The 26935-nt window shown below is 65.7% G+C and carries 24 protein-coding genes; 21 read left to right on the top strand and 3 right to left on the bottom strand.

Annotation, left to right across the window (positions count from 1 at the left end):
- Positions 1-3 precede the first annotated feature (3 nt).
- Positions 4-1260 carry a reverse transcriptase family protein gene (locus CH286_RS09110; RefSeq protein WP_094608997.1) on the bottom strand — a complete coding sequence of 419 codons (1257 nt, stop codon included), beginning with the start codon at positions 1258-1260 and terminating at the stop codon, positions 4-6.
- A gap of 248 nt (positions 1261-1508) precedes the next feature.
- Positions 1509-2087 (bottom strand): hypothetical protein, encoded by a 579-nt coding sequence (locus tag CH286_RS09105; protein WP_037152305.1) that lies wholly within the window; start codon positions 2085-2087, stop codon positions 1509-1511.
- 112 nt (positions 2088-2199) lie between these two features.
- Here CH286_RS09105 and CH286_RS09100 point away from each other — a divergent pair, with 112 nt between their 5' ends.
- Both CH286_RS09100 and CH286_RS09095 read left to right on the top strand, forming a co-directional pair.
- Positions 2200-2751, top strand: coding sequence for a DUF3558 family protein (locus tag CH286_RS09100; protein ID WP_080734453.1), 552 nt, complete (start codon positions 2200-2202; stop codon positions 2749-2751).
- A 27-nt stretch (positions 2752-2778) separates the two neighbouring features.
- Positions 2779-3165 carry a hypothetical protein gene (locus tag CH286_RS09095; protein ID WP_037152299.1) on the top strand — a complete coding sequence of 129 codons (387 nt, stop codon included), beginning with the start codon at positions 2779-2781 and terminating at the stop codon, positions 3163-3165.
- Here the strand turns inward: CH286_RS09095 and CH286_RS09090 are convergent.
- Positions 3149-3679: a hypothetical protein gene (locus CH286_RS09090; protein ID WP_094608996.1), complete on the bottom strand. Its 531-nt coding sequence runs from the start codon at positions 3677-3679 to the stop codon at positions 3149-3151. The two genes, CH286_RS09095 and CH286_RS09090, sit on opposite strands and share 17 nt — an antisense overlap.
- 280 nt (positions 3680-3959) lie before the next feature.
- Between CH286_RS09090 and CH286_RS09085 the strand changes: the two genes are divergently transcribed.
- The 19 genes from CH286_RS09085 (at position 3960) to CH286_RS08995 (ending at position 26860) form a co-directional block, all read left to right on the top strand.
- Positions 3960-4907 carry an ABC transporter ATP-binding protein gene (locus CH286_RS09085; protein WP_094608995.1) on the top strand — a complete coding sequence of 316 codons (948 nt, stop codon included), beginning with the start codon at positions 3960-3962 and terminating at the stop codon, positions 4905-4907.
- Positions 4908-4916: 9 nt separating this feature from the next.
- The gene (locus CH286_RS09080; RefSeq protein ID WP_094608994.1) at positions 4917-5699 is read left to right on the top strand and encodes an ABC transporter permease; all 783 of its coding nucleotides are present in this window, start codon (positions 4917-4919) and stop codon (positions 5697-5699) included.
- Positions 5700-5802: 103 nt separating this feature from the next.
- Complete coding sequence (locus tag CH286_RS09075; RefSeq protein WP_037152292.1) at positions 5803-6741, top strand: ACP S-malonyltransferase; 939 nt, start codon at positions 5803-5805, stop codon at positions 6739-6741.
- Positions 6728-8218, top strand: a complete 1491-nt coding sequence (locus tag CH286_RS09070) for a class I adenylate-forming enzyme family protein (RefSeq protein WP_094608993.1) — start codon at positions 6728-6730, stop codon at positions 8216-8218. The genes CH286_RS09075 and CH286_RS09070 overlap by 14 nt, the downstream gene beginning before the upstream one ends.
- Positions 8199-8429, top strand: coding sequence for a phosphopantetheine-binding protein (locus tag CH286_RS09065; RefSeq protein WP_094608992.1), 231 nt, complete (start codon positions 8199-8201; stop codon positions 8427-8429). The genes CH286_RS09070 and CH286_RS09065 overlap by 20 nt, the downstream gene beginning before the upstream one ends.
- Before the next feature lie 44 nt (positions 8430-8473).
- Complete coding sequence (locus tag CH286_RS09060) at positions 8474-9700, top strand: aminotransferase-like domain-containing protein (RefSeq protein ID WP_094608991.1); 1227 nt, start codon at positions 8474-8476, stop codon at positions 9698-9700.
- Positions 9697-11979, top strand: coding sequence for a lantibiotic dehydratase (locus CH286_RS09055; RefSeq protein WP_094608990.1), 2283 nt, complete (start codon positions 9697-9699; stop codon positions 11977-11979). The genes CH286_RS09060 and CH286_RS09055 overlap by 4 nt, the downstream gene beginning before the upstream one ends.
- A complete protein-coding gene (gene sbnA / locus CH286_RS09050) occupies positions 11976-13034 on the top strand; it encodes a 2,3-diaminopropionate biosynthesis protein SbnA (protein WP_094608989.1) in 1059 nt (352 codons plus the stop codon). The genes CH286_RS09055 and sbnA overlap by 4 nt, the downstream gene beginning before the upstream one ends.
- The gene (locus tag CH286_RS09045) at positions 13031-14068 is read left to right on the top strand and encodes a hypothetical protein (RefSeq protein WP_037152286.1); all 1038 of its coding nucleotides are present in this window, start codon (positions 13031-13033) and stop codon (positions 14066-14068) included. Before sbnA ends, CH286_RS09045 begins: the two co-directional genes overlap by 4 nt.
- Entirely contained in the window at positions 14065-14823 is a 759-nt protein-coding gene (locus CH286_RS09040) for a 3-oxoacyl-ACP reductase family protein (RefSeq protein WP_032401584.1), read from the top strand. The genes CH286_RS09045 and CH286_RS09040 overlap by 4 nt, the downstream gene beginning before the upstream one ends.
- A 54-nt stretch (positions 14824-14877) precedes the next feature.
- A complete protein-coding gene (locus CH286_RS09035; protein ID WP_032378844.1) occupies positions 14878-15168 on the top strand; it encodes an acyl carrier protein in 291 nt (96 codons plus the stop codon).
- On the top strand, positions 15168-15683 hold the full coding sequence (gene fabZ, locus CH286_RS09030; RefSeq protein WP_094608988.1) for a 3-hydroxyacyl-ACP dehydratase FabZ: 516 nt from the start codon (positions 15168-15170) through the stop codon (positions 15681-15683). The genes CH286_RS09035 and fabZ overlap by 1 nt, the downstream gene beginning before the upstream one ends.
- A gap of 1 nt (position 15684) precedes the next feature.
- Positions 15685-17775: a GNAT family N-acetyltransferase gene (locus tag CH286_RS09025; RefSeq protein WP_094608987.1), complete on the top strand. Its 2091-nt coding sequence runs from the start codon at positions 15685-15687 to the stop codon at positions 17773-17775.
- Positions 17691-18815 (top strand): hypothetical protein, encoded by a 1125-nt coding sequence (locus tag CH286_RS09020; protein ID WP_255182616.1) that lies wholly within the window; start codon positions 17691-17693, stop codon positions 18813-18815. Before CH286_RS09025 ends, CH286_RS09020 begins: the two co-directional genes overlap by 85 nt.
- Before the next feature lie 35 nt (positions 18816-18850).
- Positions 18851-21160, top strand: coding sequence for a beta-ketoacyl-[acyl-carrier-protein] synthase family protein (locus CH286_RS09015; RefSeq protein ID WP_032401588.1), 2310 nt, complete (start codon positions 18851-18853; stop codon positions 21158-21160).
- Complete coding sequence (locus CH286_RS09010) at positions 21157-21738, top strand: 4'-phosphopantetheinyl transferase family protein (protein ID WP_141215819.1); 582 nt, start codon at positions 21157-21159, stop codon at positions 21736-21738. Before CH286_RS09015 ends, CH286_RS09010 begins: the two co-directional genes overlap by 4 nt.
- The gene (locus CH286_RS09005; protein ID WP_094608986.1) at positions 21735-22976 is read left to right on the top strand and encodes a hypothetical protein; all 1242 of its coding nucleotides are present in this window, start codon (positions 21735-21737) and stop codon (positions 22974-22976) included. Before CH286_RS09010 ends, CH286_RS09005 begins: the two co-directional genes overlap by 4 nt.
- Complete coding sequence (locus CH286_RS09000; protein ID WP_094608985.1) at positions 22973-24406, top strand: DHA2 family efflux MFS transporter permease subunit; 1434 nt, start codon at positions 22973-22975, stop codon at positions 24404-24406. Before CH286_RS09005 ends, CH286_RS09000 begins: the two co-directional genes overlap by 4 nt.
- Before the next feature lie 60 nt (positions 24407-24466).
- Positions 24467-26860 carry a phosphotransferase gene (locus tag CH286_RS08995; protein ID WP_094608984.1) on the top strand — a complete coding sequence of 798 codons (2394 nt, stop codon included), beginning with the start codon at positions 24467-24469 and terminating at the stop codon, positions 26858-26860.
- The last annotated feature ends 75 nt before the right edge of the window (positions 26861-26935 follow it).

Raw genomic sequence — 26935 nt, 5'->3', positions numbered from 1 at the left:
GCTTCAGGCCCACTCGACCTGGGCCGCCATGCTCAGCAGCTTTGCTCGACGCGTTTCGTTCGTCTCGCCGATCCGGGCGATGCGTCCGTAGACGTGTGCTCGAAAGTCGTTGTGGTCATGCAGGTTCTGCTCAGATGGTCCGGTGCTGATGCAGTTGTGCAGCAGTGCCCTGAGATTGTCGTACTCCTCTCGGGGCACTGCCGGCCACGAGTTGACGACGAGCCCGGTCAGCTGTTGTCGCTGATGAGCGCGTCGAACCCTGGTCTTGTCGGGATGAATGGTGAAGCCTTCGTCGTGGGCGATCTGGGAAATCAGCCACAGCAGTCTGTCGACGTCGATGTCTGCACCACCCGAGAACGCCAGATCGTCTGCGTATCGGCTGTAGCGAGCGCCGACGGACCGGGCCAGGCCCGCGGCTCGGATATCGAGTTGTCGGGCAGCCAGATTGGCCAACGCCGGTGATGTGGGCGCACCCTGCGGCAAGTGGGTGGCTCGAAGCCGCGCCGCAGTGGGACGGTCTACCCCGACCAATTCGCCGGCAGGGGTGACTGTCGTGCAGAGCGCGGCGAGATTCGCCGCAACCCTCTTGGGGTAGCCGACCGCCTCGAAGATCGCGACCACTCGATCGAACCCGATGGACGGAAAGAAGCGTCGGAGATCCACCGAGACCACCACATCGCGTTCGGAATGCGGCATCGCGAAGGTACGCGGACTGCGCGTCTTCCGAAAGCCATGCGCCGCTGGATGGGCAGGAATTCGATCGAGTATGCGGCGCAGTATCTTTCGTTGAATCTCACGCAAGCGTGGTTTCGGGACCTCCAGTAGTCGAATGCCCTGACGTTTGTCGAGTCGCGCAGATCGATAGTGCTGCAACGGGAACGGCGCAGTACGGAGCCTTCCCTGCAGGTCGGCAAACCATTCGATTTCGGAGATCGTCAGGTCGAGAGACCGAGCCAGCTGGCCGGTGGTCTCGTACCGCGGTACCTCGAATCGCCAGGGCTTGTCACTGTTACGAGTCGGTCTCTGTGACGAAACCGACGGTTCCGGAATGAACGGAAGGTCGCGCAGCAGAACGAAAATCGACGCCTCGTCGAACGGCGGACTCGGATACAAGTTGATTACCCGATCCGCCAACCATGACGCCTTGGCCGGGACGAGTGGCTCGAACGCCTCCTCCAGTCCGGACCGCGTCCATTCGGCCTCGGCAGCCAGGCGTGCCAGTGTCGCCGCTGCTTTCGGGGTGAACTCCCGCTCGGTCACGGATGTTTACCGATCACGTGCGGCGCTGTGACATGCAACGGCGCGGGGCGACCGAAATCTTTCGTCCTCGGAGCTGCCAAGCACGCGGAGCGTGCAGACCAGCTTCGGACGCAGTGCTCGATTCTCGTGATGTACCCAGGGGTTACCCCTGAGACCGGTCCCGCGGACCAACTCTCGCCCACGCGCCGCTGCATCCCTCCACCATGCCAAATCGAGGCCGATCTGTCAGCGCGTTGCCCGCGGGACCGTCACGGAAGGATCGATTCGAGTGCGCCCATCACGATGGTCGTCAACGACAGCCCACCGGTTCCGAACGCTGCGGCGACGACGATGCCGACGAGGGCGTCCTCTCGGGACGGCGTCGGCGGTTCGATCGTCTTGTTCACCATCTTGAAAGGCAGCGACCACAACACATCGACACCTCCACCGAAAACGCGAGTCAACACCCCGAACTCGTTGTCGCCCCGATCCGACGAACCATCGAACAGCACACTGTCTTCCAGGTTCTTGGCGCGCAGCGACAGAGTACGTCCGGCGTATTGGATGCCGACGCGGTAGGACCGCTTGAAGAGCCTCGCGCGGCCGGGATCGAGAACGATGTCGCGGCCGTCGATGCTCGCCTGCAGGTTTGCGGCGCTGCGCGTCCCGATCGGTGCCGAGTCCGAGAACCGAGGCCCGGTGCGTGAAATCGTGACGGTCATGGGTACGCCCTCGCGATACGAACCGCATACCTCGTCGTCCCGGTAGATCAAATCCAGTTCCCCGTAGATACCCGTCTCGACCAGCACGGTAGTGAAGCCTGGGTTGCCGTCGTCGCAATCCTCCACGTCTGCCAGCCTGTCACAGATTCTGAGACTCCCGAATTGCTGACACTTGGGAACCGACGCTGGTTGTGCTGCGTCCAAGAACGTAGGTGTTCTCGAGGAACGGACAAGAGCAATGCGCAGGGCACGTCGATGGATCCCGATGATGGCGACACTTCTGCTGATCGCGGGCTGCTCGAGCACCACCGAAGGGGAAGCGTCGCCGCGGGTGGAGACAAGCACCACCGTCGCGACACCCACTACGCCATGGGATCCCTGCACCATCCCCGACGAGGCAATCGAGCAAGCGGGATTGAACGTCGACACCAAGGAGTCGGGGGTGTTCGGCCGGGATCAATACGGATTCAAGATCTGTGGGTGGGAGAACGAGCCGTCGGCGAGTAAATACTACGTGCGGGTATTTGTGGGGATTCGAGGCATCGATTGGATCAGCGATGCGAGTCGTTTTGATCGACTCGCCCCTGTGCGGGTGGGTCCACGGGCAGCCACCCAGTTTCAGCAAGTCGCTTCCGACGCGTCCCTCGACTGCGGGGTCGCCTTCACTGCTGGGACCGAATTAATCATGGCAACCCTGAATACAAGCGCCTTGGTCGATGACCCGCCGTACGACCCGTGCACGGAAATCAACGAAGTTGTCTCCCGGCTCGATTCCGAGCTACCCACCTAAAGTTCCGAAACGAAGGATGTCGAAACCGTGGCCGATGCCCAACCAGATCTGATCGCGCACTGGCAGGATCTGAACGCCCAAGCCGACGCCGGCGCGATCACAATTCCCTCCGACGTCGCCGCGAAATGCGACGCCGCTTGCGTTACCTACCTGGCACACCTCGACAAAATGAAGGTTGACGCTCGAGCGATGGATGTCGTTACTCCGTGGGGCGACTTGAAGTCTGCGCAAGATCTGCAAGCCCGGTTCGGTCGTCTCGCCACTGGCACCGATCGGTCTCTCGACATCATTCTTCAACAGCACGTCGAGGTCATCGAATCGATGCGGATGCTCTTCCGTCGCTACTTCGACGAGACGGCCGACACGGATGATCTGACGTCGTCGAACATCTCGGCGCTCACTCCGGAGAACTGATAGACCGCAACGCTTTTCGGTGGACCTCGACTTCGCGTTTGTCGTTGTCCAGACGCCGTTCGATGGGCTCGTAACCGTGGGAACGCCACCATCCGATGCTCTCGACCATGCTCACCATCGGACCCACGAACACATGGGTCCACCCCTGTGCCACAAGAATGCGCTCGAGCTCCGCCAGCACCGGATTCGCCACACGCTCATGCTCCAGTTCCCCGTCGACGATCAGACTCCCCACCCACGGTTGACCTTCGCGGGGATGCGGAACCAGCAACGTCATGACCCCCACGATTCGTTCTGCTGCACGAATCACCAGGCAGTGAGAGTTCTCCATGACCGTGTTGTGCCAGAGAAATTTCTCGACATCCACCTCGGTGAAGACGGTGACGCCGGTGTGCAACGTGCTCGCATCGAGGAACTCGGGGTTGCTGTTGAACACGGCCAGGAACCGCTCGGTGGTGTCTCCGCCATCGACCTCACGGACCGTATACGAACCCGCGTCGAATCCGATTTCCATCACGCCACGATAAGTCCACTACCCAATCCACGCCCTTCATCGTCATTCACGCCCGCTCTAGGCGGTGTGAATCCCCGCGAGGGGCGTGAATCCCTGCATCGGGGCGCTTACGTGACACCTGGTCCGTAATTGCACGTGACAGTTGTCAACAGTTCATCGTGACGGCCGAAACGACGTGCCATTTGGCGTTGACCTGCGCTTTCTCCGAGGTGAAGAGTCTGATGTGTCGCCGAGGAACACGGCTGAAGATCCACTGACGAAAGAGCGAAGGGAATTGCAGATGATCACGCAGAGTTCAACTCGCGCCGAGGCGGTGAGTACCGAGACTGCACTCGCGGTGCACGCCAAGGGTGTCCACAAGTCGTTCAGCGACTCCACGGGTTCGAAGTTCCGCGCCGTTCGCGAACTGAACCTCTCGATTCCCCGCGGGCAGGTTGTGGCGTTTCTCGGACCGAACGGCGCAGGCAAGAGCACGACGATCGACATGATCCTCGGACTCACCGAACCGGACGGCGGCACCATCGAGGTGCTCGGCACCGATCCGCTGACCGCCGCGTCGACAGGACGCAGCGCAGCGGTACTGCAGTCCGGTGGACTGTTGCCGGACGTCACTGTCGGCGCACTGGTCACTATGATGGGCTCGCTGTACATCGGTGCCGATCCTGCCGCCGCGATCACCCGGGCCGGGCTCGGTGAACTGGTGAATCGACGCGTATCGAAATGCTCTGGTGGCGAACAGCAGAAGGTGCGGTTCGCTCTCGCGCTCCTGTCCGACCCCGAACTACTGCTGCTCGACGAACCGACCGCCGGCATGGATGTCACTGCGCGCAAGCACTTCTGGCAGGCGATGCACGCACAGGCAGCCAACGGCACCACCGTGATGTTTGCAACCCACTACCTCGAAGAGGCACAGGACTTCGCCGATCGAATCGTCGTCATCGTCGACGGCGCCCTCGTCGCCGACGGCACGGTGGCCCAGATCAAGGCCACCGTCTCCAATCGGACCGTCGACGCCAACCTGCCACGCTCCGAGGCCGAATTCGTTGCAGGGCAGACCGGCTCGCGACTGCAGGAACTCGCCAACGGCCGGTTCCGCTTCGTGTGCACCGATACCGACCCCGTGGTGCGCGCACTGAGCACGTCGACCTCCGCGACCGATATCGCGATCGTGTCGGCCTCACTCGACGAAGCATTCTCGGCGCTGACCGACCGCACTCACCAGAACTGAGGACATTCGATGACCACTACAACCTCACTACGCCCCCGCCGCGGACTACACCCCACGTTCGTACTGCACGACATCCGTAGGCAGATCACCCCACAGAATCTGATCTTCACCGTCGCGCTGCCCGCCGTGCTCTACCTCGCCCTGTTTCGCGTCGTGGAACCCAGCGCCGGAGTCGATCTGCCGCACGGCAACTTTCAGGCCTGGATGATGATCGGAATCGCCGTCTACGGTGCGTCGATCGGCACCATCTCGCGGGCCGCGGGCATCTCGAACGAGAAGGCCAACGGCTGGCTGCGGACAATTCGCCTGTCGCCCTTGGGTGCCGGCGGCTACGTCGCATCGCGCATCATCGCCTGCCAGGTGTACGCGGCCATTCCGGTCATCGTGGTCGGCATCCTCGGAGCACTCACCGGGGCCCGCGCCGACGCGATCGTCTGGATCACCGGGCTCGTCGTGGCCTGGATCGGATCTGCCATCTTCTCCGCTCTCGGCCTGGTGCTGGGGATGCTGCTGCCACCCGAGGTGGTCACCCACGTTCCCGGCGTCGTCATGACCGGGCTCGCCTTCCTGGGCAACATCTTCATCCCGCTCTCGGGCGGCATGCTCGCAGTCGCACAGGTGACACCGCTCTACGGTGTGGCGACATTGGCCCGCTACGCGCTGACCGACGGCTACAACCTCGACGGATCTCACGCCTCACTGGCAGGTGCTTTCATCAACGTCGCAGCCTGGTTCGTCGGATTCTCCTTCGCCGCCGTCCGACGATTCGCTGGGGCAACCGGCCGCCAGTGACTCACGTGTACTTCCCATCCTCTTCCAGCAGCACCCGACGCATCGGCCACTCCGGCCGCCGCGCGAGAAAGCATGCCCCGAACCTACGAGCACGAGGACCACCATGATCACCCTTCTCGCCCCCGGACAGGGAGCACAGACGCCGCGGATGCTCGCACCGTGGCTCAAGGACCCCGATCGACATCGACTGGTAGCGAACTGGTCTCAGCGCGCCGACATCGACTTGATCGCGCTCGGGACCACCGCGAGCAAAGACCAGATCGCCCGTACCGAGCACGCACAGCCCCTCCTCGTCACCGCCGCACTCCTTGCCGGGCTTCCGGTGATCGACGCCCTGGCAGACGCCGGCCAGGCCCACACCGCGGTGGCAGGGCATTCGGTCGGAGAACTGGCCGCAGCAGCGTTGGCCGGAGCACTCGACCCGGCGGACGCGGTACATCTGGCCGCCGTGCGAGGCCGCGCGATGGCCGCCGCGTGTGCAGCCACCACGGGATCGATGGCGGCCGTACTCGGCGGGGATCTCGAAACCGTCACCGACGCAATCGAATCAGCCGGCCTCACCGTGGCCAACCACAACGGCCCGGGTCAGGTGGTGGCCGCGGGTCCGATCGACGCGATCGAGGCTTTCGTCGCTGCACCACCCGTCGGAACCGCCGTACGCCGTCTGCACGTGGCAGGTGCGTTCCACAGTGCCGCGATGCAGTCGGCCACCGAGGTCTTCGCCGAGGCGATTGCGTCGGTTCCTGTGCGCGATGCCGACGTTCCCATCGTGTCCAACGCCGACGGCGCGTACGTCAGGAATGCAACGGCCCTGAGCGAGCGACTCGTGGAACAGATCACCGCACCTGTCCGCTGGGACCTCTGCCTCGAGACCTTCCGCGCAGCCGACATCAGCAGCGCGATCTGCCTGCCACCGGCCGGCACTCTGGCCGGAATCGCCTCGCGCACATTGCCATCGGCCACCGTCGTGCGCATCACCTCACCGCGCGACATCGATCGCCTGTCGTCCACGATGAAGGGCCGATCCGATGCTGCTGCCTGAGCTCCTCGACCAGGGTCGGGAAACCGACATTGCCATCGTCGACGGCGATACCGAGCTCACCTACGGGTCGCTGCGGGAGCGCGTTCTGCGTGTGACGGCGTGGTTGATCGACAACGGCATCAGGCCCGGCGATCGCGTCGTACATCACGGCCGGTCCAGTGCAGCATTCGTCGAGCTGCTGTTCGGAACCGTCTGTGCAGGAGCAGTTTTCGTACCGATCAACAACGAACTCACCGCGAGCCAGGCAGCACACATAGTCCGCGACAGTGGCTGCCGACTCGTCGTCACCGATCACCCAGAGCGTCACGAGGACAGCCCGGTGCGGGTTCTCACCGTCGACAGCGTCACTGCCGCCCTGGGAAGCTCCCGATCCACAACTCCGATCACCAGTCCCGTTCGACCCGACGACATCGCACTGCTGATCTACACCTCCGGAACCACAGGTAGTCCCAAGGGTGTCGTGTGCCCACACCGAGCAGTCGCTGCCGCGGTCAGCGCCATCGGCACCGGCCTGGGCTACCGATCCGACGACGTTGTGCTGTGCCGTCTCCCCTTGTCGTTCGATTACGGCCTCTACCAGGTGTTTCTGTCCTTCGCAGTCGGAGCCTCGGTGGTGGTTGCCGAGGGGATCCAGGATCTGCGCATCCTCGACCTGGTGGTACGCCGCTCCGTGACCGTCATCCCACTGGTACCGGCGCTCGCCCAGATCCTGCGCATCGTGGCTCGCCGCACAGCCTCGATCACCACAGTTCGCCTCTTCACCAACACCGGTGCCCGGCTGGCACCCGAACTCGCTCGAACCCTGCTCCAGTCTTTCCCAGGATCCCGCTACGCCTCGATGTACGGCATGACCGAATGCAAGCGCATCTCCATTCTGCCGCCCGAGCAGTTCGACGAGTATCCGGACTCGGTCGGGTACCCCATCGCCGGCGACGACATCCGCATCGTCGCAGGTGACGGAACACCCGTTTCGGCAGGAACTGCCGGTGAGATCGTCGTCTCCGGCGAGACGGTCATGGCCGGATACTGGAACGTACCCATGAACGGACAGAACAGATTTCGCCCCGGTGCCGATGGTCTCGAACTGCACACCGGCGACCGCGGATACATGGACGACCGCGGGCGGCTCTACTTCTTGGGACGCGACGACGACGTCGTCAAGCGCAACGGTGTTCGCATCTCACTCGTCGAAATCGAATCGTGTGCAGAGTCCTTCGACTCCGTGGACGAGGCGGTTGCCGTTGTCACCGAGGACGGAGCTCTGCGTCTGATCGTCACCGGGTCAGCCGATCCGCGCTGGGTGCATCAGCAGCTGCGCGCCGCGCTCGATCCCGTCCGGCATCCCAACGCCGTGGTCCACCGCCCCCACATCCCCCTCACCGCAAACGGGAAGCCCGACCGGCGCGCCCTGTGCGCCGAACTCGACACCACCACCCCGACACCTTCAGGAGACCACCATGCAGCGCTCGCAGTTTGATTCCGTTCTCGCCGCTCTCGCCCCCGAGTCGGTCGTGGCACCCGACCGTCCGTTCTCGCAGTCGTCGATCGATTCCCTCGGCGTGGTCAACATCCTGGTTGCCATCGAGGATGCCTTCGGAGTCGAGTTCGACGAGCAATCTCTCACTGCAGGTGCGGCTCTGAGCCCCGACGTCCTGTTCGACACCGTATCGACTCTCGCTGCGGCATAGCTGCAGTAGTTCTTCGCACCCGACTCTTCGAGGACGGATCTCACATGCTCACCACTGCACTGCCACCGACGCGGCCAACTCGGTCGTCGTTACCCCGACTGTTCGATACCGTTGCAGACACCATCAACCTCGCCGGCGGATTGCCGGATCCGGAGCTGTTCCCTTCCAGCGACATCAGCGATGCCATGCGCAGCATGCTGCGACTCGGCGGGCGAACTCTGCTGCAGTACTCCACCTATCGCATGCCCGACGCCTTGGCCGCCGCTATCACCGGGGCCATGGAGTTCCGCGGGGCCCCGGTGAACGCGGCAGATCTCATCCCGACTGCCGGTTCGCAGAACGGATTGCTCACCGTAGCTTTGGCATTCGCCGGCGGCGGAGCCACTGTGCTGTGCGAGACACCTATATACCCGGGTGCAGCGGCGGCGTTTCGTACCGCCGGCCTGCACACCGTCGCAGTCGAATCGGACTGCGAAGGACCCACTCCGGAGTCCATCCGGGCAGTCGCTGCCGAGATTCGCCGCACGGGAGGTCATCCGGTGCTGCTCTACACCAATCCAACGTTCCACAACCCGACCGGGCGATCGTTGTCCGCGGACCGACGCGGGGGCATCGTCGAGGCGGCAGCATCGGCCGAGTTGACGGTGATCGAGGACGATCCCTATGCGTTGCTGAGCTTTCCGGGCGTGACGATCGACAACCGCACCGCCCCGACGCTACGCAGTCTCGATCCGCAGCGGGTGATTCACCTCGGAACGTTCTCGAAGATCCTCGCGCCCGGTCTGCGCTGCGGCTGGATCGAATCGCCCGCCGCGCTCGCCGACGAGCTACGCACCGTAGCCGAGATCACCACACTCTCTCCCGCGCCGCTGGCCCAGGCAACCGTCGGCCGCTACTACGCCAAGCACGGCTGGCTCGATCTGGTGGACGCCTTCCGCACCGTCTATGCGCGTCGTGCCGCGCTGATGGACGCTCAACTCGCCGAACGTCTCGATCAGGACGAGTGGAAATGGCAATCCCCTCGTGGCGGCTTCTACATCTGGTTGCGTCGTAGCGACGGTTACCCAACGGCATCGGTAGTCGAACATGCTGCAGCTCATGGCGTTTCCATCGTCGGCGGAAGCCACTTCTCGCTCGCCGACGAACACGCCGACGGAATTCGTCTCAGCTTCTCCCACGTTCCCGACGGTTCCGTGGTCGAAGCGGTCACCCGGTTCGCCGCAGGCGTCACGGCTGCGCGAGCGGACGAGACCGAGAGGGCAGCGTCGTGACCGCCGTCGAACTTCCGCACACCACTGGGCACGCCGCGCTGACCGACCCGCCCTTCACCCGCACCCTCGCTCTGGGCACCACCGACTGGGACCTGTGGCGAACAGCCAATCTGCGCAGCGCCGGTTTCTCTGCCGACGGCCTCGACGTCTTCGGTGGGCCGTCCGTCGCCACCGAGGAGGAGTTCACCGCGTCCCGGAACGAGGAGGAGGCTCGTCTGACGCTCCTGGTCGAGCGCGAGGATTTCGTCACCGCACTGGTGTGGCAGAACCGCCGTGCCTGGCGTCAGATTGCCAGTCCGTTCTGTGGATCGCCGTCCAAGCGTCGACAGCGTCTGCGATCGCTTGCCCTGTACTGGCAGCGCTACTGCGGGAAGGCCGAGACCATCGGCTATTTCGGTCCCGGAGCGTGGGTGGAACTGGGTGAGAGCACCGAGGGAGAGCTCGAGCACGGGCCGCAGCTGATCCGCGAACGCCGCACCTTCCTCGAGGCCTGGGCCGCGGCGGCGATCGGCGCAGCGTGGTCCCGAGACGGGCAGATCCGACGCTGGCTCCCGCCGTACCTGCGCCCCGATGTCGCAGTCGATACGGATCGGTCGCAGGCCCGGTCGGGCTCGCGCCGCATCCGGCTCGCCGAGGACGACCTCCGCATCGTGCTCCGCTGTGACGGGCACGCCACCATCGACCGGATAGCCGACGAGCTCGCACTCGACGCCACGGCCGTGGACACGGCAGTACGCAAGCTCGTTCGGCGCAAGGTACTGAACTGGGACGCCCGAATTCCGACCACCGCCGACGCTCACCGCATCCTCGAGTCCCGCGTACTCCCTATCGCCGACGCCTCCGTGGCGGCCCGCTGCCTTCGCGATCTCGCGGACATCGACGGTGGGCTGCGGGCGGTCTCGGAGGCCGGCACCCCGGATGCTCTCGACGCTGCCCTCACCGCACTCTCGGCCGACTTCGAGCGAATCACCGAGGTGAAAGCACATCGCGCCGAGGCGAAGTCGTACGCCGCCCGCAGCGTCTGCTTCGAGGACGCGGCCCGCGATGTGACCATGACCATCGGTACCGCTGCGCTGGCCCCGCATGCCGACGCTCTGGCACTCATCGCCGACGCCGCGCGGTGGTTCACCGATCGCCTCGCCTACTACGTCGTCGCCGAGATCGACGCGATCATCGACCGCGCGGCCCGCGGCGATCTGACCTCGATCACGCTTGCCGAAGTATGGCCCCGCACCATGACGGTGTTCTGGGGCGAGGGCACTGGGGCCGACCGCGCTCGCCGTGAACTCGCCGACCGATGGTCGCAGTCGATCGGCCTCGAACCGGGCGAGCTGGACGGTGCTGTCATCAAGCGCAGCGCAGCCGAACTGACGACACGGGCAGCATTCACCGATCTCACCGGTACCGCGGTGAATCTGCCGCACAGTCCGGATCTGCAGTTCGTCGCCGAGAACGCCGATCGGCTTCTGGCCGGTGACTCCATTGCGATTCTCGGCGAGATGCACGCCGCTCTGGTCTCGCTGGACGTGCCGGTGTTCACGTGGAACCTGGGCGCCGCCGACGATTTCCGCGACACCATCAACGCAGTCTCGGGGGTCCGCAGACTGGTCCCGCTGCTGCCCTCGACGTGGGAGCGCAACACCGGCCGGTTCGTACCTACCACGTGCGGCCACGACGAGACGTCGATCGGCTTCACCAATGCCGCTGCGCGCGAGCCTCGATCGGTGGTGGCGGCGTCGGACATTCGATTCGACAGAACCGAGGGGCACACGTTCGTGGTGCTGCCCGACGGATGCAGATTCACCCTCGCCGAAGCCTTCGCCGTGCCACTGTCGATCGTCGCAGCCGACGGCTTCAAGGTCGGGCTGCGCGGACAGAGGACCCCCCGGCTCGAGGTCGATCGTACGGTGGTGTTCCGGCAGACCTGGCGCAGTCCGTTCGGCGAACTCGCTCTGCCCACGAAAACCGTTGCATGGCACGACTTCGCGGCCGTCACCCGTTGGCGCCGCCAGCTTGGATTGCCGGGCCGGGTGTACGCAAAGGTGCCGGGCGAGACGAAGCCGCTCTATCTCGACCTCGACAGTCCGACACTCGTGGCGGCGTTCGTCCATCAGGTCCGGCGCCAGCAGCACCGACTCGATCCGATCGTCGTCACCGAATGCCTGCCCGATCCGGGCAGTTCCTGGCTCGCCGACGCAGTCGGGCACCGCTACGTCAGCGAGATCCGCCTGCAGATGTTGCCGGCGACATCTCCCCCGAGAACCGGAGGTGCATCATGACCGTAATTCTGGACGGCACAGCAACCCGACATCCGATCAGCCCCGTGCACGACGGCATCGTCGCCGCAATCGGCGCGACCCCCATGGTCCGACTGGACCGACTGTTTCGCACCGTGTCCGCCAGCGTTCTCGCCAAGGTCGAACGCGCCAATCCCGGTGGTAGCACCAAGGATCGACCGGCGCGTGAGATGGTCGAGGCAGCCCTGGCAGAGGGACGCGCTGTTCCCGGCGTCACCACGATCGTCGAATCCAGTTCAGGCAACCTCGGTGTCGCGCTCGCGCTGGTCTGTGCCTATCACCGCCTCGGTCTGCACGTGGTGACCGATCCGAAGGCATCGCACACCAATCTCGCGATCATGCGGGCACTGGGCGCACGGGTCGAGATAGTCACCGAACGCGACCACGCCACCGGCGAGTTCTTGCCTACCAGGCTGCTCCGGGTCCAGGAGCTGCTGACGTCCATTCCCGGCGCACTGTGCCTCGATCAGTACAACAATCCGAGCGGAGCGGCCGCACACAGGAGAACAGCACGCGAAATCGTCGACGCCATAGGAGAACCCGATGTGTTGTTCGTGGCCGCCGGATCCTGCGGTTCGCTCCGCGGCATCGCAGATCACCTTCGCAGCAGCGGAGCCCATACGCGCATCGTGGCCGTCGATGCCTGCGGCAGCGCCATATTCGGTTCGATGGCACCGCCCGCTCCCGACTACGGCCGCACCCTCCCGGGACACGGATCCACCATGGTGCCCGGTCATTTCCGAGACGATCTGGCCGACGACGTCGTATTCGTCACCGACGCCGAGTGCGTGGCCGCGTGCCGGCTGCTCGCCGAGCGCGAGGCGATTCTCGCCGGCGGCTCGTCCGGTGCGGTGATCGCGGCCATCGCCGCGTACCTGCCTCGACTACCGGCAGGCAGCACCGTCGTGACCATCCTCCCCGATGGCGGTGACCGATACCTGCACTCGATCTACGACGACGCGTGGGTCCAGAACCACATAGGACTACCGGCGGTACTCGCCGCATCCACCCGACTCGAGGAGTTGCTTCGACGATGAAATTGATGACCGCAGACGATGTGCACCGCGCACTGGCGGACTCCGAGATGGCAGTGCTGCATGCCGTCCAATCTGCATACATCGCACATGATCTGGGTCAATCCGACCTGCCGTTCTCGGCGTTCGTGCGGCCCATCGACCAACCGGGCACACGCTTCATCGCACTGCCCGCCTATCTCGGTGGCGACCAGGCCCTCGCGGGTGTCAAATGGGTGTCGTCGTTTCCGCACAATGTGGACACCGGCCGTCAGCGGGCCTCGTCCCTGGTGCTCCTGTCGGGTCTCGACACCGGCTACCCGCGCGCAATCGTGGAAGGCAGCAGAATCAACGCCTGGCGTACCGCGGCCTCAGCGGCGCTGGCCAGCATGACGCTGCGAGCCGGACAACCCGTCACGACAATCGGAGTGATCGGCTGCGGAACCATTGCACTCGAACAGGTTCGGTTCCTTCGCGTCGCTCATCCCGAGGCACGCACGGCACTGTTGTTCGACCACGACCCCCACCGGGCCCGGCAATTCGGGGACGTCATCGGTCGCGAATTCCCACAGTTGACACCCATCGTCGTCGACCGCGCCGAGCAGGTGATTCAGCGCGGTGACACGGTCGCCGTCACCACCACCGCACCCGCCCCCTGGCTCACCCTCGCTGCATCGGGCAGGCCGACTGGTCAAGTGCTGCTGCACGTCTCGCTGCGAGATCTGACGGTCACGTCGATTCTGTCCTCGCACAACGTGGTCGACGACGTCGACCACGTCAATCGGGAGAACACCTCGATTGCGTTGGCGGCGCAGCAGCAACCGGACCTGTCTTTCGTGCAGGGAACGCTCGGTTCGATTCTGCGCACCGGCACCTATCGGCCGGATCCGGCGGGAGTTGTGTTCTCTCCGTTCGGCCTCGGCATCCTCGACCTCGCCGTCGCGGCTCTGGTTCTCGACCGATCGAGTCGCCTCGGTCTGGGGACCGAGGTTCCCGGCTTCGACCCGCCCGAACACATCGTGGCAGGAACCACCAATTCGAGAGGAGCACGCTCATGACCGACACCCCCGTGACCGACCGTCCGCCCGTGGCACTCGTGACGGGAGGATCGCGCGGCATCGGAGCCGCCGTTGCGATCGGACTCGCCGAGTCAGGATGCGACGTGATCATCAACTACCGCAGCAGTTCCGAGGACGCCGAGAAGGTCGCCCAGTCCGTCCGTGAGCGCGGACGCGAAGCCACCACCATCGCCGCCGACGTATCCGACGAGACAGCCGTGATCGCGATGTTCCGTGAAATACGTTCCCGCTTCGGTAGACTCGACGTCGCGGTGCTCAATTCCGGTATCACCGCCGACGGGCACTTCGCGACGATGAGTGCCCGCAAGTGGGACTCCGTCATCGCCACCAACCTGACCGGCACATTCCTCACCGCCCGCGAGACCACGAAGCTCATGTTCTCCACCGGCGGCGCGATCGTGATGATCAGCTCCACCAGTGGTGTCGCCGGCAGGGCCGGTCAGGGAAACTACGCCGCCAGCAAGGGCGGCATCATCTCGATGGCGAAGTCCCTCGCTGCCGAGGTAGCCGGACGCGGGATTCGCGTGAACGTGGTCGCTCCCGGATTCATCGAGACCGACATGGTTCGCGCGGTGCCGAAGGCCATGCGTGAGAGCGCTCGCAACGCGATCCCGCTGCAACGCTTCGGTACTGCCGCCGAAGTTGCCCAGGCAGTCGTCTTTCTCGGCATGCCGACCTCGTCCTACATCACCGGCAAGGTCCTCACCGTCGACGGCGGCATGATCGCCGCCTGAACCGACTCCCCCCATCGATTCCCGAAATTCGCCACACCATCCGGAAGGAACATCATGACCACCGCAACCCGCTCCTCCACTCGCGCCGCAGCCACCGAACGCCTCGCCCTGAACAACCGGCTCAAGGAACTCATCATCGACCGCCTGGGTCTGCAGACCTCGCCGGAACTGGTGTCGGACAACCAGCCTCTGTTCGGCCGCGGTATCGAGCTCGACTCGTTGGACACGCTCGAGCTCGTCGTGGCCGTGGCCGCCGAGTTCGAGGTCGACATCACCGACGACGACACCAAAGCGTTCGGCTCCATCAACGCCATGGTCGATCACATCGTCGATCGGACGCAGTGATGAGCGCTCCCACACTGGATTCCACCGCGCAGCGTTCCCCCACACAGAAGACAAGAACACTGAGTTTCGGAATAGACGACATCCAGCGAATGCTGCCGCATCGGTGGCCGATGTTGATGATCGATCGGGCCTACGACGTCGTACCGGGGAAGTCCGGCCGCGGCATCAAGGCCGTCTCGGTCAACGAGCCCTACTTCGCCGGCCACTACCCCGGCCACTCGATCATGCCGGGCGTCATGATCGTCGAGGCCATGGCCCAGCTGGTGGCCGTCGTGTACGTGGCCGAGAGTCTGGAGAAGTCCATCGGCGACGAGAACCCGGCCGACGGCGTCGGCTACCTCGGTTCGATCCGGGCCATGAAGTTCAATCGCCTGGTTGTGCCGGGCGACATGCTCGAGCTCGGTGCTCGCCTCGGTGCCAAGCTCGGTGGGTTGCGTTCCGTCGATGTCACGGCGTCGGTGGACGGCAAGCCAGTGGCGGCAGGCTCGCTCGTGGTGACCGAGGGGCGGGGGTGACATGAGCACCGGTTCGCACACCTCCATCAGACCGTTCACCCCCGACGACGCGGATCGCGTTGCCACTCTGCTCACCGCGCGAGCGGATTCACCCAATCGCGTCACCGGGGGAATCGCCGGCGCAGATGTCCTCCGAGAACTCGAATTACGTCGAACGGTAGCGTTTTTCGTGGCGGAGGACACCTCGGGTGATACTACCGAGCTATACGGCACCCTCGGCCTGTTTCGCACGTCGGGTCGACGCACCACCGCACCCCGCGAGGTCATCGCCGACATGTTCTATCTCGCACCGGGTCGGCGCGGCGGGACTGCCACCGGCCGACTCTTCGCCGCCGCCCTCGAGTCGGTGTTCGACGCCGGCTACGACGTCCTACGTCTGACGGTCGATCCCGCCAATGCAACCGCGTTCTCGCTCTACCGCCGCGTCGGCAGCGTCTGCCTGCGGCACAGTGTCGCCGGGGCCGACGGAAACGTCGAACTCGTCAACCACGTTCCGCTCGTCCTGCGTACCGTCGCTCCCCATCTCGACGACACGGCGCGGGCGGCGCTGCGAGCGATCACCTCGTTCGGATCGGTGACTGCCCCGCGCGGCACCGATCTCGGTGAGGATCTCGAGACGGTCGACGGACTGTCCTTCGTGCGATACCGGCTGCGATTCGGCGGGTATGCAGTCGACGCACTCGTGGATCCGCTCCACAACCTGGTCGATCGAGCGGTCGTGACCGACCCGGGCGGGTCCGAACACGTTCTGAGCCTGCCGATCGTGCCGCGGCCGAGGATGATCGCGTCAACGTCGGTCGAGGTGACGGCCGGGTCGATCAGGGCAACGGTCGATACCCGCGACGGGCTACTGCGGATGTTCGACGACCGCGCCGGCATCACCGGCCCACTGCTGACCTCGACCCTGCCGAACCTGCACGCCGATCATCTCTCCGGGTGGCGTGACTCTCAGCCACGCACCCTCGATGTGCAGGCTCTCGGGCACACCATCCTGGTACAGGAACGCAGCGAGAACATCACGCTACGGGCACGATTCGAGGTCTCTCCCGACGGAGTGCGCCGCACGTACGCGCTGGACTGCGTCGGCGATTCTCGGTCCGAGTGGCAGGCAGATCTGTTCGATACCATCGGCCTCCGGCACGGCACCGTAGATGTCGGCGACGGTCCGGCCCTGATCGCATCCGGTGTGGAGCTGCGAGATTCCTCCGAGATTCCCTCGGCTGCAGTACAACTCGTTCCGGACGTGGACCCGATCTGGCACGACTCTTCCCGTGGGGTCGTATTGCGCTACAACGGAATCCGCGGCGGCGGATTGGTGACCGGCACGCTGCTCGCCCATCGAGTGGAACCGGGCACGCAGACAATCGCCGTCACAGTGGAGGCCTCGGTACCGAGGCCCACGGCGCTGCTTCCTGCCTCGCCACTCGTCGAGGCCGCGTCGCCGGTCGAGGCGGTTCCGAACACGACGATCGCACTGGACGCCGAACGTGGCGTACTGGCACGATGGCGGCGGGACGGCAGCCGAGTGTTGTCCACCCCGTGGCCACGCACGTCGGCGATCGGACCCAATCCTGCCCGTTCGGGTGGCCTCTGGGTTACCGTCGAACCGGGTCGCACAGATCGAGATCATGGAATAGGCTGGGGTGCAGCACAATCCACTCGGTGGAGTCTGTGCGGACAGTGGCTCGAAGGCCACGAAGGCTTGCTCCGATGGTCTGCTCGCCACCACACCGACACCAGTCACGATCTTCTCGCAGTCGAAGCCGACGCTCACGGATCGGGAGACGTTGTCGTCTGGTCGACACCGACCGTCGCTCGTGGAGCGCGCATCGGAGTCCGCGACGGATCGGGCCCCGAGAACCTGCTCGATCTCGACCGTCGGTTCGAAATCTGGACCGACGAGCTCTCGGTTCCCACCGCAGCAGGCGTCACTCTGCGAATCAGGAACATCACCGGCCACGACCCGGAAATTCTCGTTCGTGCCACCTCGTCCGGACTCCTCGTCGGATGCGTCACCGCTGCGTCGGACGTACCCGCATTGTGGGAATTCGACTGCACAGCAACAGCCTCGACCCTCTCGCTCGCCGGCTAGACCGCACTACCGAACCCATTCACAGCAACGAAAGGCCTACGACCATGAGCACCAACGACTACCGCATCGTCCGCGAAGCTGCCGGCGTGTACCCGATCGCCGCTCCGTTGATTCACCTCGAAGGCGACGAGCGTCTCGCCCTGCTCGACACCTTCCTGTCCAAGTCCTCCGACTTCGCCGATCCGGACACCACTCGCGAAGCACTCGCCCTGCGGGCCGACGGGTCACCGTTCGCCCTCGTCCTGCAGGTGGAGGGCGACGAGGACACGTGGCTGATTCCGCGCACCCCCATCACCGACGCCGAGGTGACCGAGTACGTCGGCGCACTCGAGATCCCCGAGGGCGTCAACGTCACCGTGGCCCCCGAAGGCTGGTCGGCCATCGCGGTCGAGGGCCCGCTCGCACCCCGCGTCGCCGAGAACTTCGTCGACGGCGACATCGAGGACTTGCTCTTGCACTCGGTGGTCGACGTCGAGCGTGAGTCCGGTGACGGGCAGGGCCGGCTCGCCCGAGTCGGTACGACGGGCGAGTACGGCTACCTGCTACTCACCACCGACGGCGAGGCCGATCTGGCACAGTTCGTGGAACTGGCCACGGCGGTCGACGGCGGCGCGGTCGGTCCCGATGGACTGGCACGAGTGCGTGCCGAGGCCGGAATGCCCTACTACGACCACGGATTCGCGACCCTGAGCGTTGCCGAAGCAGATCTGTCGTGGATCGTCGACTGGGAGCGCATCGGCGAATTCCTCGGTTCGGACGAGCTCGTTCGCCCCGCGGCCGACTCGCCCAAACTGACGCCGGTCGTCACCGCCCCCGGCACCCGGATCGCCGCAGGAGCGCCGGTCATCGCCGACGGCGAGCGTATCGGCACGATCGTCTGGACTGCAGCGGCAGGCAACGACACCGAGGAGCTCGCGTTCGCACTACTCGACGACCCGTTCGTCGTTCCGGCGCTGGACGTGACGATCGACGAGGTCACCGCAGTCACCGTCACCCTGCCCCGGGTGCTCTCGCGCTCCAGCGCGGGCGCATCGGCCTGATCACCGAGATCGCCGAACCTATTTCAGGAGATGACATGACACATCAGGAGATCGCCGTCACCGGCGTCGGGCTCATCACGGCCGCAGGTGCCACCACCGAGGAATGCTGGGATGCCATCTCCAACGGCCGGTCCGGCATCCGCATCAACACCCTGTTCGACACATCTCAACTACGTACCGAATGGGCCGGCATGGTCGAAGCGCCGTTGCGCGAGGACCTGGACCGGTGCTACGCCCTGGCCGAACGCGCGATCCGCGAGGCGTTCGCCGGTGCCGACTTCGACCCGGCGCGGTCGGATCGACGCGTCGCCGTGGTCGTCGGCAGCAGTCTGGGGGCCATGCCTACCCTCGAGGCCGAGCACCGACGTTTCGTGGAGACGTCCGGTTTCGATCATGTGGCCGTAGCGAATTCGCAGCTGCACTGCGTCGCCGACTGGATCGCGGGAGAGTTCGGCATCTCGGGCCCCCGCATCGTGACGTCCAATGCCTGCGCTGCCAGTGCCGTTGCCGTCGGCTACGCCGCCGAACTGTTGTGGAACGACGAGGTGGACGTGGTGCTCTGCGGCGGCGTCGACCCTCTCGCGTCCCTGTCGGCCCACGGGTTCACGTGCCTGGGTGCTCTGGATCCGCAGCCGTGCTCTCCGATGGCTGCGTCCACCGGAATCTCGCTCGGCGAGGGCGCAGGGTTCATGATTCTCGAACGCACCGACGAGGCCCGTGACCGCGGGGCTCGGGTCATCGCCGAGGTCGCCGGCTACGGCCTGACACTCGACGGTTACCACCAGACGGCGCCCGACCCCACCGGCGAGGGCGCAGCGCGGTCGATCACCGAGGCGCTCCGCACAGCGGGGCTCCACGCCGACGACATCGACTACGTCAACCTGCACGGCACCGGTACACCGACCAACGACGTGGTGGAGCCCAAAGCGATTCGGGCCGTGTTCGGCAAGGATGCGCCACCCGCCAGCACGACGAAGTCGATGATCGGACACACCCTCGGCGCAGCCGGAGCCGTCGAGGCGGTGTGCTGCATCCTCGCCATTGCCACCGACCTTCAACCACCCACCGTCAACACCCGCGGCCTCGAGGGAGCGACGGGCCTCGATATCGTCCCCGATATCGGACGGTCCGCGAAGACCGATGTGGTGCTGTCCAATTCGTTCGCCTTCGGCGGCAACAACGCCTCGCTCGTCATCACCCGCGCCGGACAGACACGTGACGAGCACATCGCCCCGCGCCGCGTCCGCACCACCGCGGTCATCACGGGGATGTCCGCCATCGCTGGTACCGCCACGTCCACCGAGGAGACCGTGGCCGCGGTGGCGTCGGGAACGCCGTTGTTCGGGGTCGAGACAATCGAACCGTCGGAGAAGTCGATGTTGTTCGGCAAGGCGAATACTCGCGGTCTGTCGAAGGGCATCAATCCCGCAAAGCTTCGTCGGATGGATCCCCTCAGCATCTTGGCCGCCGCCGCCACCAACGACCTACTGAAAAAGTTCGGCAAGCTCACGCGCGCCGAGGCCGAAGAGACCGGCGTGATCTTCGCGACCGGCTACGGCCCGACGACGGCCGTGTCGGATTTCCACCGCGGCATCGTCGAACACGGCGCGGCCGGAGCGAATGCTCTGGTGTTTCCCAACACCGTCGTCAACGCCGCAGCCGGACATCTGGCCATGCTCAATCGCTTTCGCGGTTACACGGCCACCATTTCGACGGGTGGAACCAGTGCGATCGCGGCCCTGCACCTGGCCAACCGAGTCATCGAACGCGGGGCCGCCAAGCGCATCCTGGTTGTCATCGCGGACGAATTCCCCGAGATGGCTGCTCGCACCGTGGCCGGGTTCCCCGGATATCGCGGCGTCGAGGAGGCCGAGACCGGCGACGGCATGGTGCTCAGCGAGGGATGCGCCGCATTCCTCGTCGAGTCCGAGGATGCCGCGACGGCGCGCGGAGTGACTCCGGTGGCGGCACTCGAGGGATTCGGATCCGCTGGCGACACCGACGGCGTCGGACGAATAGATCCGAACGGTGCCCACTGGAGCTCGGCGATAACGACCGCGTTGCAGCAGGCCGGCATCGACGCCACAGATGTCGATGCCGTAGTTCCCTCGGCGGTCGGAAGTGATCTACTCTCCCGTGCGGAGCACTCTGCCTTTGCGGCAACGGGACTCGCCGACTCGGCTCGGCATCTGTTCAAGAACAGCACGGGCGAGACGTTCGGCTCCTCGTCCGCCATCGGTCTGGTGACCGCACTGTCGACGCCCGAGGGCCCGTCCCGAGTACTGGTGTCGGCTCAGGCGTACGGCGGCAGCTACGCCGCGTTGGTCGCCCGGAGGCTCTCGTGAGGACCTCTGCCGTCATCGACGTGATCTCCTCTCGCCGACGCTCTCTTCCACGCGATCGCGCAGGCTATCCGGTACGACTGCACGGTCGTGGTCTGATCGCTACGGCCGTGCAGTGCCGTGCCGGCGTCGCACCGGACCGGCGGTCTATACGCGCGGATGCACTGCGGCGCTGGACCGTTGCCGATCATGGCCTGCATGCCTCGGTGGCGCACTGTGGTGCCGATGCGGTCGTGGCATTGCACCCGAGCGCCCCGGTGGGGGTGGACCTGCAGGATTCGCGCCCTCGGCCGTTGGCGTTGGCGTGGTTGGGCGAGCTGGTCGGACTACCCGGTCCGTGCACCATCGCCCAGTTCGCCGAATGCGAGGCGCTCATCAAGGCCTCGCATCTGACAAAGGAGACGTTCCACGGAGTGCGCCTGCCCGACGCAGCCCCCGGCTGGCGGCCCATGCACGACGGCTACTGGGTCCACACCGACGTCAGGCCCGACGGCAGTGCCGTGGCAGTTGTCACCACCGAACCACTACCGCTGCGCTGCAGCGTGATCGACGGTTCGCCCAGATTCGAGGAGGCAGCATGAGCGCCGCACCAGTACTCGACCACCGGTATCGTCGACGGCTCTCGCGGGTGGAACGCACCTACGTCAACGCCCGCACCCTCGGCGCGAACACCCTCATTCGCCTGGTGGTGGACGGCACCGGATCGATCGACCCGGCGGAATTCGACGCGGCCGTCGCGGCGGCGTTCGCCCTCGCCCCCGGACTGTCGGTGCGTCGGCGCGGTGCCACCTGGCACGGCGGCGGTCCTCTACCGGTGGTCGCCCATCTGCCGATCGACCGATTGCACTCCGGCGCAGCGTTCTTTCACGATCCGATCGACATCACCGAGGGCCCGGTGGTGCGGATCGCCGTCGGGCATTCCGATCCGGCTGTGGCCACCGACGCGCGCACCCGCATCGCAGCCGTGGTCGATCATGCGGTCACCGACGGACACGGCTTCACCGCCTGGCTCGCCGACGTGTTCCGCGAGCTTCGAGGGGAAGCGGCCCTGGGCTTTCCGTCGGAGGACGCCGATATCGACGTCGCACGCCGAGCACCGACATTCGGCAAGCGCAGCGCGCCGTCGCCGGCACCGCAGACACGTCCCTCACCGCTTCGTCGTAGCGGCAACAGCGAGGAGACGACAGCGTGCTGGTATCGAGCCGAACTTCCGCCGGTCACCGAACCGGTAGTCGGACACATCGTGGCAGCAGTGGCGAAGTCACTGCGATCGGATGCAGGCACCGTGTCGATTCCCGTCGATCTGCGACGGCACAGCCCCGGCGTCCGATCCACCGCCAATCTGTCCTCGCCCATCGCGATCCCGATCACCGGCGACACGGACGCTCGGGCCGCCCAGGGCGCAGTGTTGATGGCCCTGATGCGCGGCCGAGAACTCGACCCGTACCGCAGCGACTATCGCGCCTCCAACGGCTTCGCCAGAACTCTCGACTCCGCTCTTGGCACCGACTCCCCCGGTGGGCATCCCGTCACTGCAATCATCTCCGACCACGGCAGCATCGACGAGAGTCTGTTCCGTACAGCATCTTTCGACCCGATGACGATCAGTACACTGCCGATGGTCGTGCCGCACGCATCGATGTTCGTCAGTGCCGTCACGACGTCGAGGTCGACGGTACTGACCCTCGGCTGCCGGCGCGACGACGACCCAGAGCTGTGCCTGGCCCTGCTCAACTACGCCTCCGTTGCCCTCGGCGGTGCTGCGAACGCCGCGGCGCTGCCGGGCGGCGACCCCGCCGACCGAGGAAGTATCCGATGACCATCCGTACCGTCGAACTGGAATCCGACACGGCCGCAGCCGCGCCCACCGAGACCGCACCCTCGCGCAGAGCCCGCGTGACCATCGCCTGCGCCCTGGCCGGAACCTTGCTGGCGACCCTGGACACCACCGTCGTCAACGTCGCGCTGCATTCGGTGACCGAACGGTTCGGCACCATCGACAAGGTGCAATGGATCGTCACCGGGTATCTCCTGGCCTTGGTCGCCGCGATGCCGCTGGCCGGCTGGCTCGCCGCCCGGATCGGTGCAGGACGGGCATATCTCGGCGCAATCACGTTGTTCGGCCTCGGCTCTGCGCTCTGCGCTCTCAGTCCGTCCCTCGAACTACTCGTCGCTTCGCGTGTACTTTCCGGTGCTGCGGCAGGAATCATCATCCCCCTGGCCACCGTTCTGGTCGCGCGGGATGTCTCCCGTGAGCAATTCGCTCGTGTGCAGGCTCTCAACGGCAGCATCCAACTCATCGGTCCTTTGTTGGGACCGACGGTGGGCGGCTTGCTCATCGAGGTCGGCGGCTGGCCCGCCGTGTTCTGGCTCAACGTTCCGGTATGCATCGGCATCGCCTGCATCGGAGCCTTCGTCGTAGGACCTAGGCCCACTGGACGCCCTCGACCACTCGATGTCCTCGGGTTGGTGACCGGTGCCACCGCGACGGTTTGTGCTGTCTCCGCCATCTCCGCTCTGTCGCAGGATGATTCGTTGCGTTGGATCCGGGTTGCCGGGCTCGCGTCGATCAGTGCAGTGGCGTTGATGCTGTTCGTGTTGCGCGAGAACCGAATAGAACACCCGTTGCTCGATCTGAGCCTGATGCGTCATCGCATCTTCGCTCGTGCCTCCGTGAACGTCTTTCTCCTCGGCTTCCTGCTCTACGCCCCGATGGTCGTCATTCCGCTGTATTTCTCGGCCGCCCGCGGTGAATCCAGTGTCACCACCGGACTGTTGCTCTCCACCGCGGGTCTCGGCGTGGTGATTTCCGGGAGTCTCTGCCCGCGCCTGATGCGGCGGTGGGGCGCGGGCCGCACGATGATCGTGGGTATCGTCGCCACCTTTGTCGCGACCGTCCCGCTCGTCACCCTGTCCGACGATACGTCCTATCCGCTGCTGTGTGGACTGCTCGTCGTCCGAGGGGCGGGCATCGGCCTTGCGGTGGTCGCGGTGATGACCCGGGCGTACCAGTCGAGCCCCGCCGAGTCGATCGCCGACGCCGCAGCTCAGCTCAATTTGCTGCAGCGGATCGGCGGCGCTCTGGCGGCCGCGATCGTCTCGCTCGTGCTCTCCAGGGCCGCGACCGTGCACGGCGGTTTGGTCCCCGAGGCGTTCGCGCACACCAGCTGGTGGCTCGTCGGTGCCGCTGCAGTGACGCTCCTGCCCGCCATCGCGCTGGCCAGGGCCGAGGTCCGCACCGAGTCCTGATACCGACCACCTGGCCCTGTTGCTGTTGCGAAACTCGTCTGCACGAGTAACGATGACCGCATGGGCGTCGACTGGGGGTTCTTCGCACTGGGGCACGAGCACTTCTTCGCGCCGCCCTGGGCGGAGGCCTCGCCCTGGTTGCGGGGTCTTTTTCCCGATCCCGCGCTGCCCCCGCAGTGGATTTCGAGCGACAGCGGGCCGTGGCGGTCGCACAGTCCTGCCGCCCCGCTCTCGCACTCCGGGTGGAAGGTACACATCTCCGCGCATCCTGATCACGCGGCGAGGTCGGTGCAGGACACCGCCCGCGTGTGTGTCGATCACGGTGTCGCGTTCAAGCACCTCCGCTCGTCCGGACTCGTGCACGCGCTGCAGATGAAGTTCGCGCCCACGGCCCACAGCGGCAAGGTCGTGGTGTGTTACCCCGAGCCGGACGCACTGGAGGATCTGTGCCTGGCACTGGTGGACGCGCTCGACGGTGTCGAGGGGCCGGACATCGTCGGTGAACCCAGAATCGGGACCTCATCGGTGCACCTGCGCTTCGGCGCGTTCGTCGGCGAGTGGCTGGCTACCGCGGACGGCGTGGTACCGGCCATCCGTCGCGGTGGGGAGCTCGAGCACGACCGTCGGGGCTCGGCCGGCGAGTCGCCCGCGCACCCGTTCGCCGATGCCGTGGCGGCCGAGCATCGCCGGACGCTGACCGCGGCAACGCTGCCGCTGCGGGACGCGCGGCTGATTCATCGCACCAATGCGGGTGGCGTCTACCGCGGTACGTGGGACGACGGACGCGCCGTCGTCGTCAAGGAAGCTCGTCATCGCGCCGGCCTCGATCTCGACGGCATTGCTTCACCCGTTCGACTCGCTCAGGAACACACTGCGCTACAACGACTCTCCGGGAGCGGAGTTGCGCCCGAGCCGATCTGGTTCGGAACCATCGGCCCCAGCGACTTCCTCGTGATGCAGGACGTAGGGATCGGAACACTGGTTCATCACGAAGCACGCCGTCATCCCGCCGTCATTCCCGGCCTCGACGTCGAGGACTCGGGGTACGTCGCGTGGACCGACGACGTCCTCGCCGCCGTGCGCCGGGCGCTCGACATCATGCACGCCGCAGGTGTCGCGCACGGAGACGTGCATCCGGCCAATGTGGTGATGCAGGAGGATGGTTGGGCGACGCTGATCGATTTCGAGTCGTGTGCGGTCGACGGAGTCTCGTGCTCGCGCGGGATCGCGGCGGCCGGCTACTCGACCGGAGGACCTCCCACTCCGCAGGGCGATCTCGCAGCCGTAGCAAACATCGCCGACGCCCTGGTGCATCCTGCTGCGGCGAACGCTACATCGACAGCGGTGCGCGCCGACATGCTCGCCGCTGCGCGGGCCGATCTCGAGTTGGCCCCGCACGTGGAGCGACTCCCGGCACCGACCGCCGGCGCACTGGTGGACGGAATATGCCGTTCAGCAACGCTCGACGCGTCGGATTCACTGTTTCCCGTCGACCATCGTCGATTTCACGTACTCGGTGCGGGCTTGTCTCTGCTGTGGGGGACGGCAGGGGTACTCGTCGAACTGCAGCGTTGCGGAGCGGACCGCGCGTTTCTCGGTGCCGGCGTGGAGTGGTTGGCGAAAGCGGCACACGCGGTGCCGCAGCTGGCCTCCGGATTCGGGGACGGTGGACACGGAATTGCCTGGGCGCTCAGCGAACTGGGCGATATTTCGTCGGCCGAGCAGGTACTCACTCGCCTGGACGACGGCCGACCCGACCCCTCGTGCCCGTGGTGGCGAAACGGAAACGCCGGCATCGCTCTCGCCTACGCCCACATCGCCCGGGCGACCGGACGCGACGATCTCCGAGACAGAGCGCTCGAGCTCACCGAGTCCCTACCGACGTCGAGCAGTCGACCCGTCGATCACATCCCGGGAATCGGGTTCGGCGGCGCGGGAGTCGCCTGTGCAGCAGACACTCTCGGTAGATTGCTGGACGGGGATACCGGAGCCGTCTCTGCGGCAGCGCTGGACTGGGACCTGCGCTCGTGCGAACAGCGAGCCAGCGGTTTGTACGGTCGACAGGACAGCGTGCTGCTGCCGTACCTGGGACGCGGCAGCGGAGGTGCGGCGGTGGCCGCCCGAATGTGCGGCATCGAGATTGATGCCGACACGGTGGCCGGACTCTCGGCAGCAGCGGCGACCCCGATCGTGGCGTTCGGCGGACTGTACGAGGGCCGAGCAGGATTGGCCGTCGCCGCACACGCGATATCGACGGGTGAGCACCCGTACTTGCCCGAGCTCACTCGGCGGCTCTGCTGGTCCGTAGGCAACGTCGACGGCAATACCATGTTCATGGGTGACCAGAATGCCCGGTACACAACGGATCTCGCGACCGGAGCCGCCGGCGCACTGATAGCACTCGCACAGGATCCGGTAGCCGCATTCGCGTCGAGCTGCGGGTTCTCGACATGACGGGTGTCATGTTCGCGGTGCGCACCGCGTCATACGGAACACGTGATGGCAGGTACTGCCGCTCGGGGGGTTCAC

This window comes from Rhodococcus sp. WWJCD1 (genome assembly GCF_002258735.1).
In the GTDB taxonomy this organism is placed as follows: Bacteria; Actinomycetota; Actinomycetes; order Mycobacteriales; family Mycobacteriaceae; genus Rhodococcoides.
This window is presented reverse-complemented; position numbering and strand designations above follow the sequence as displayed.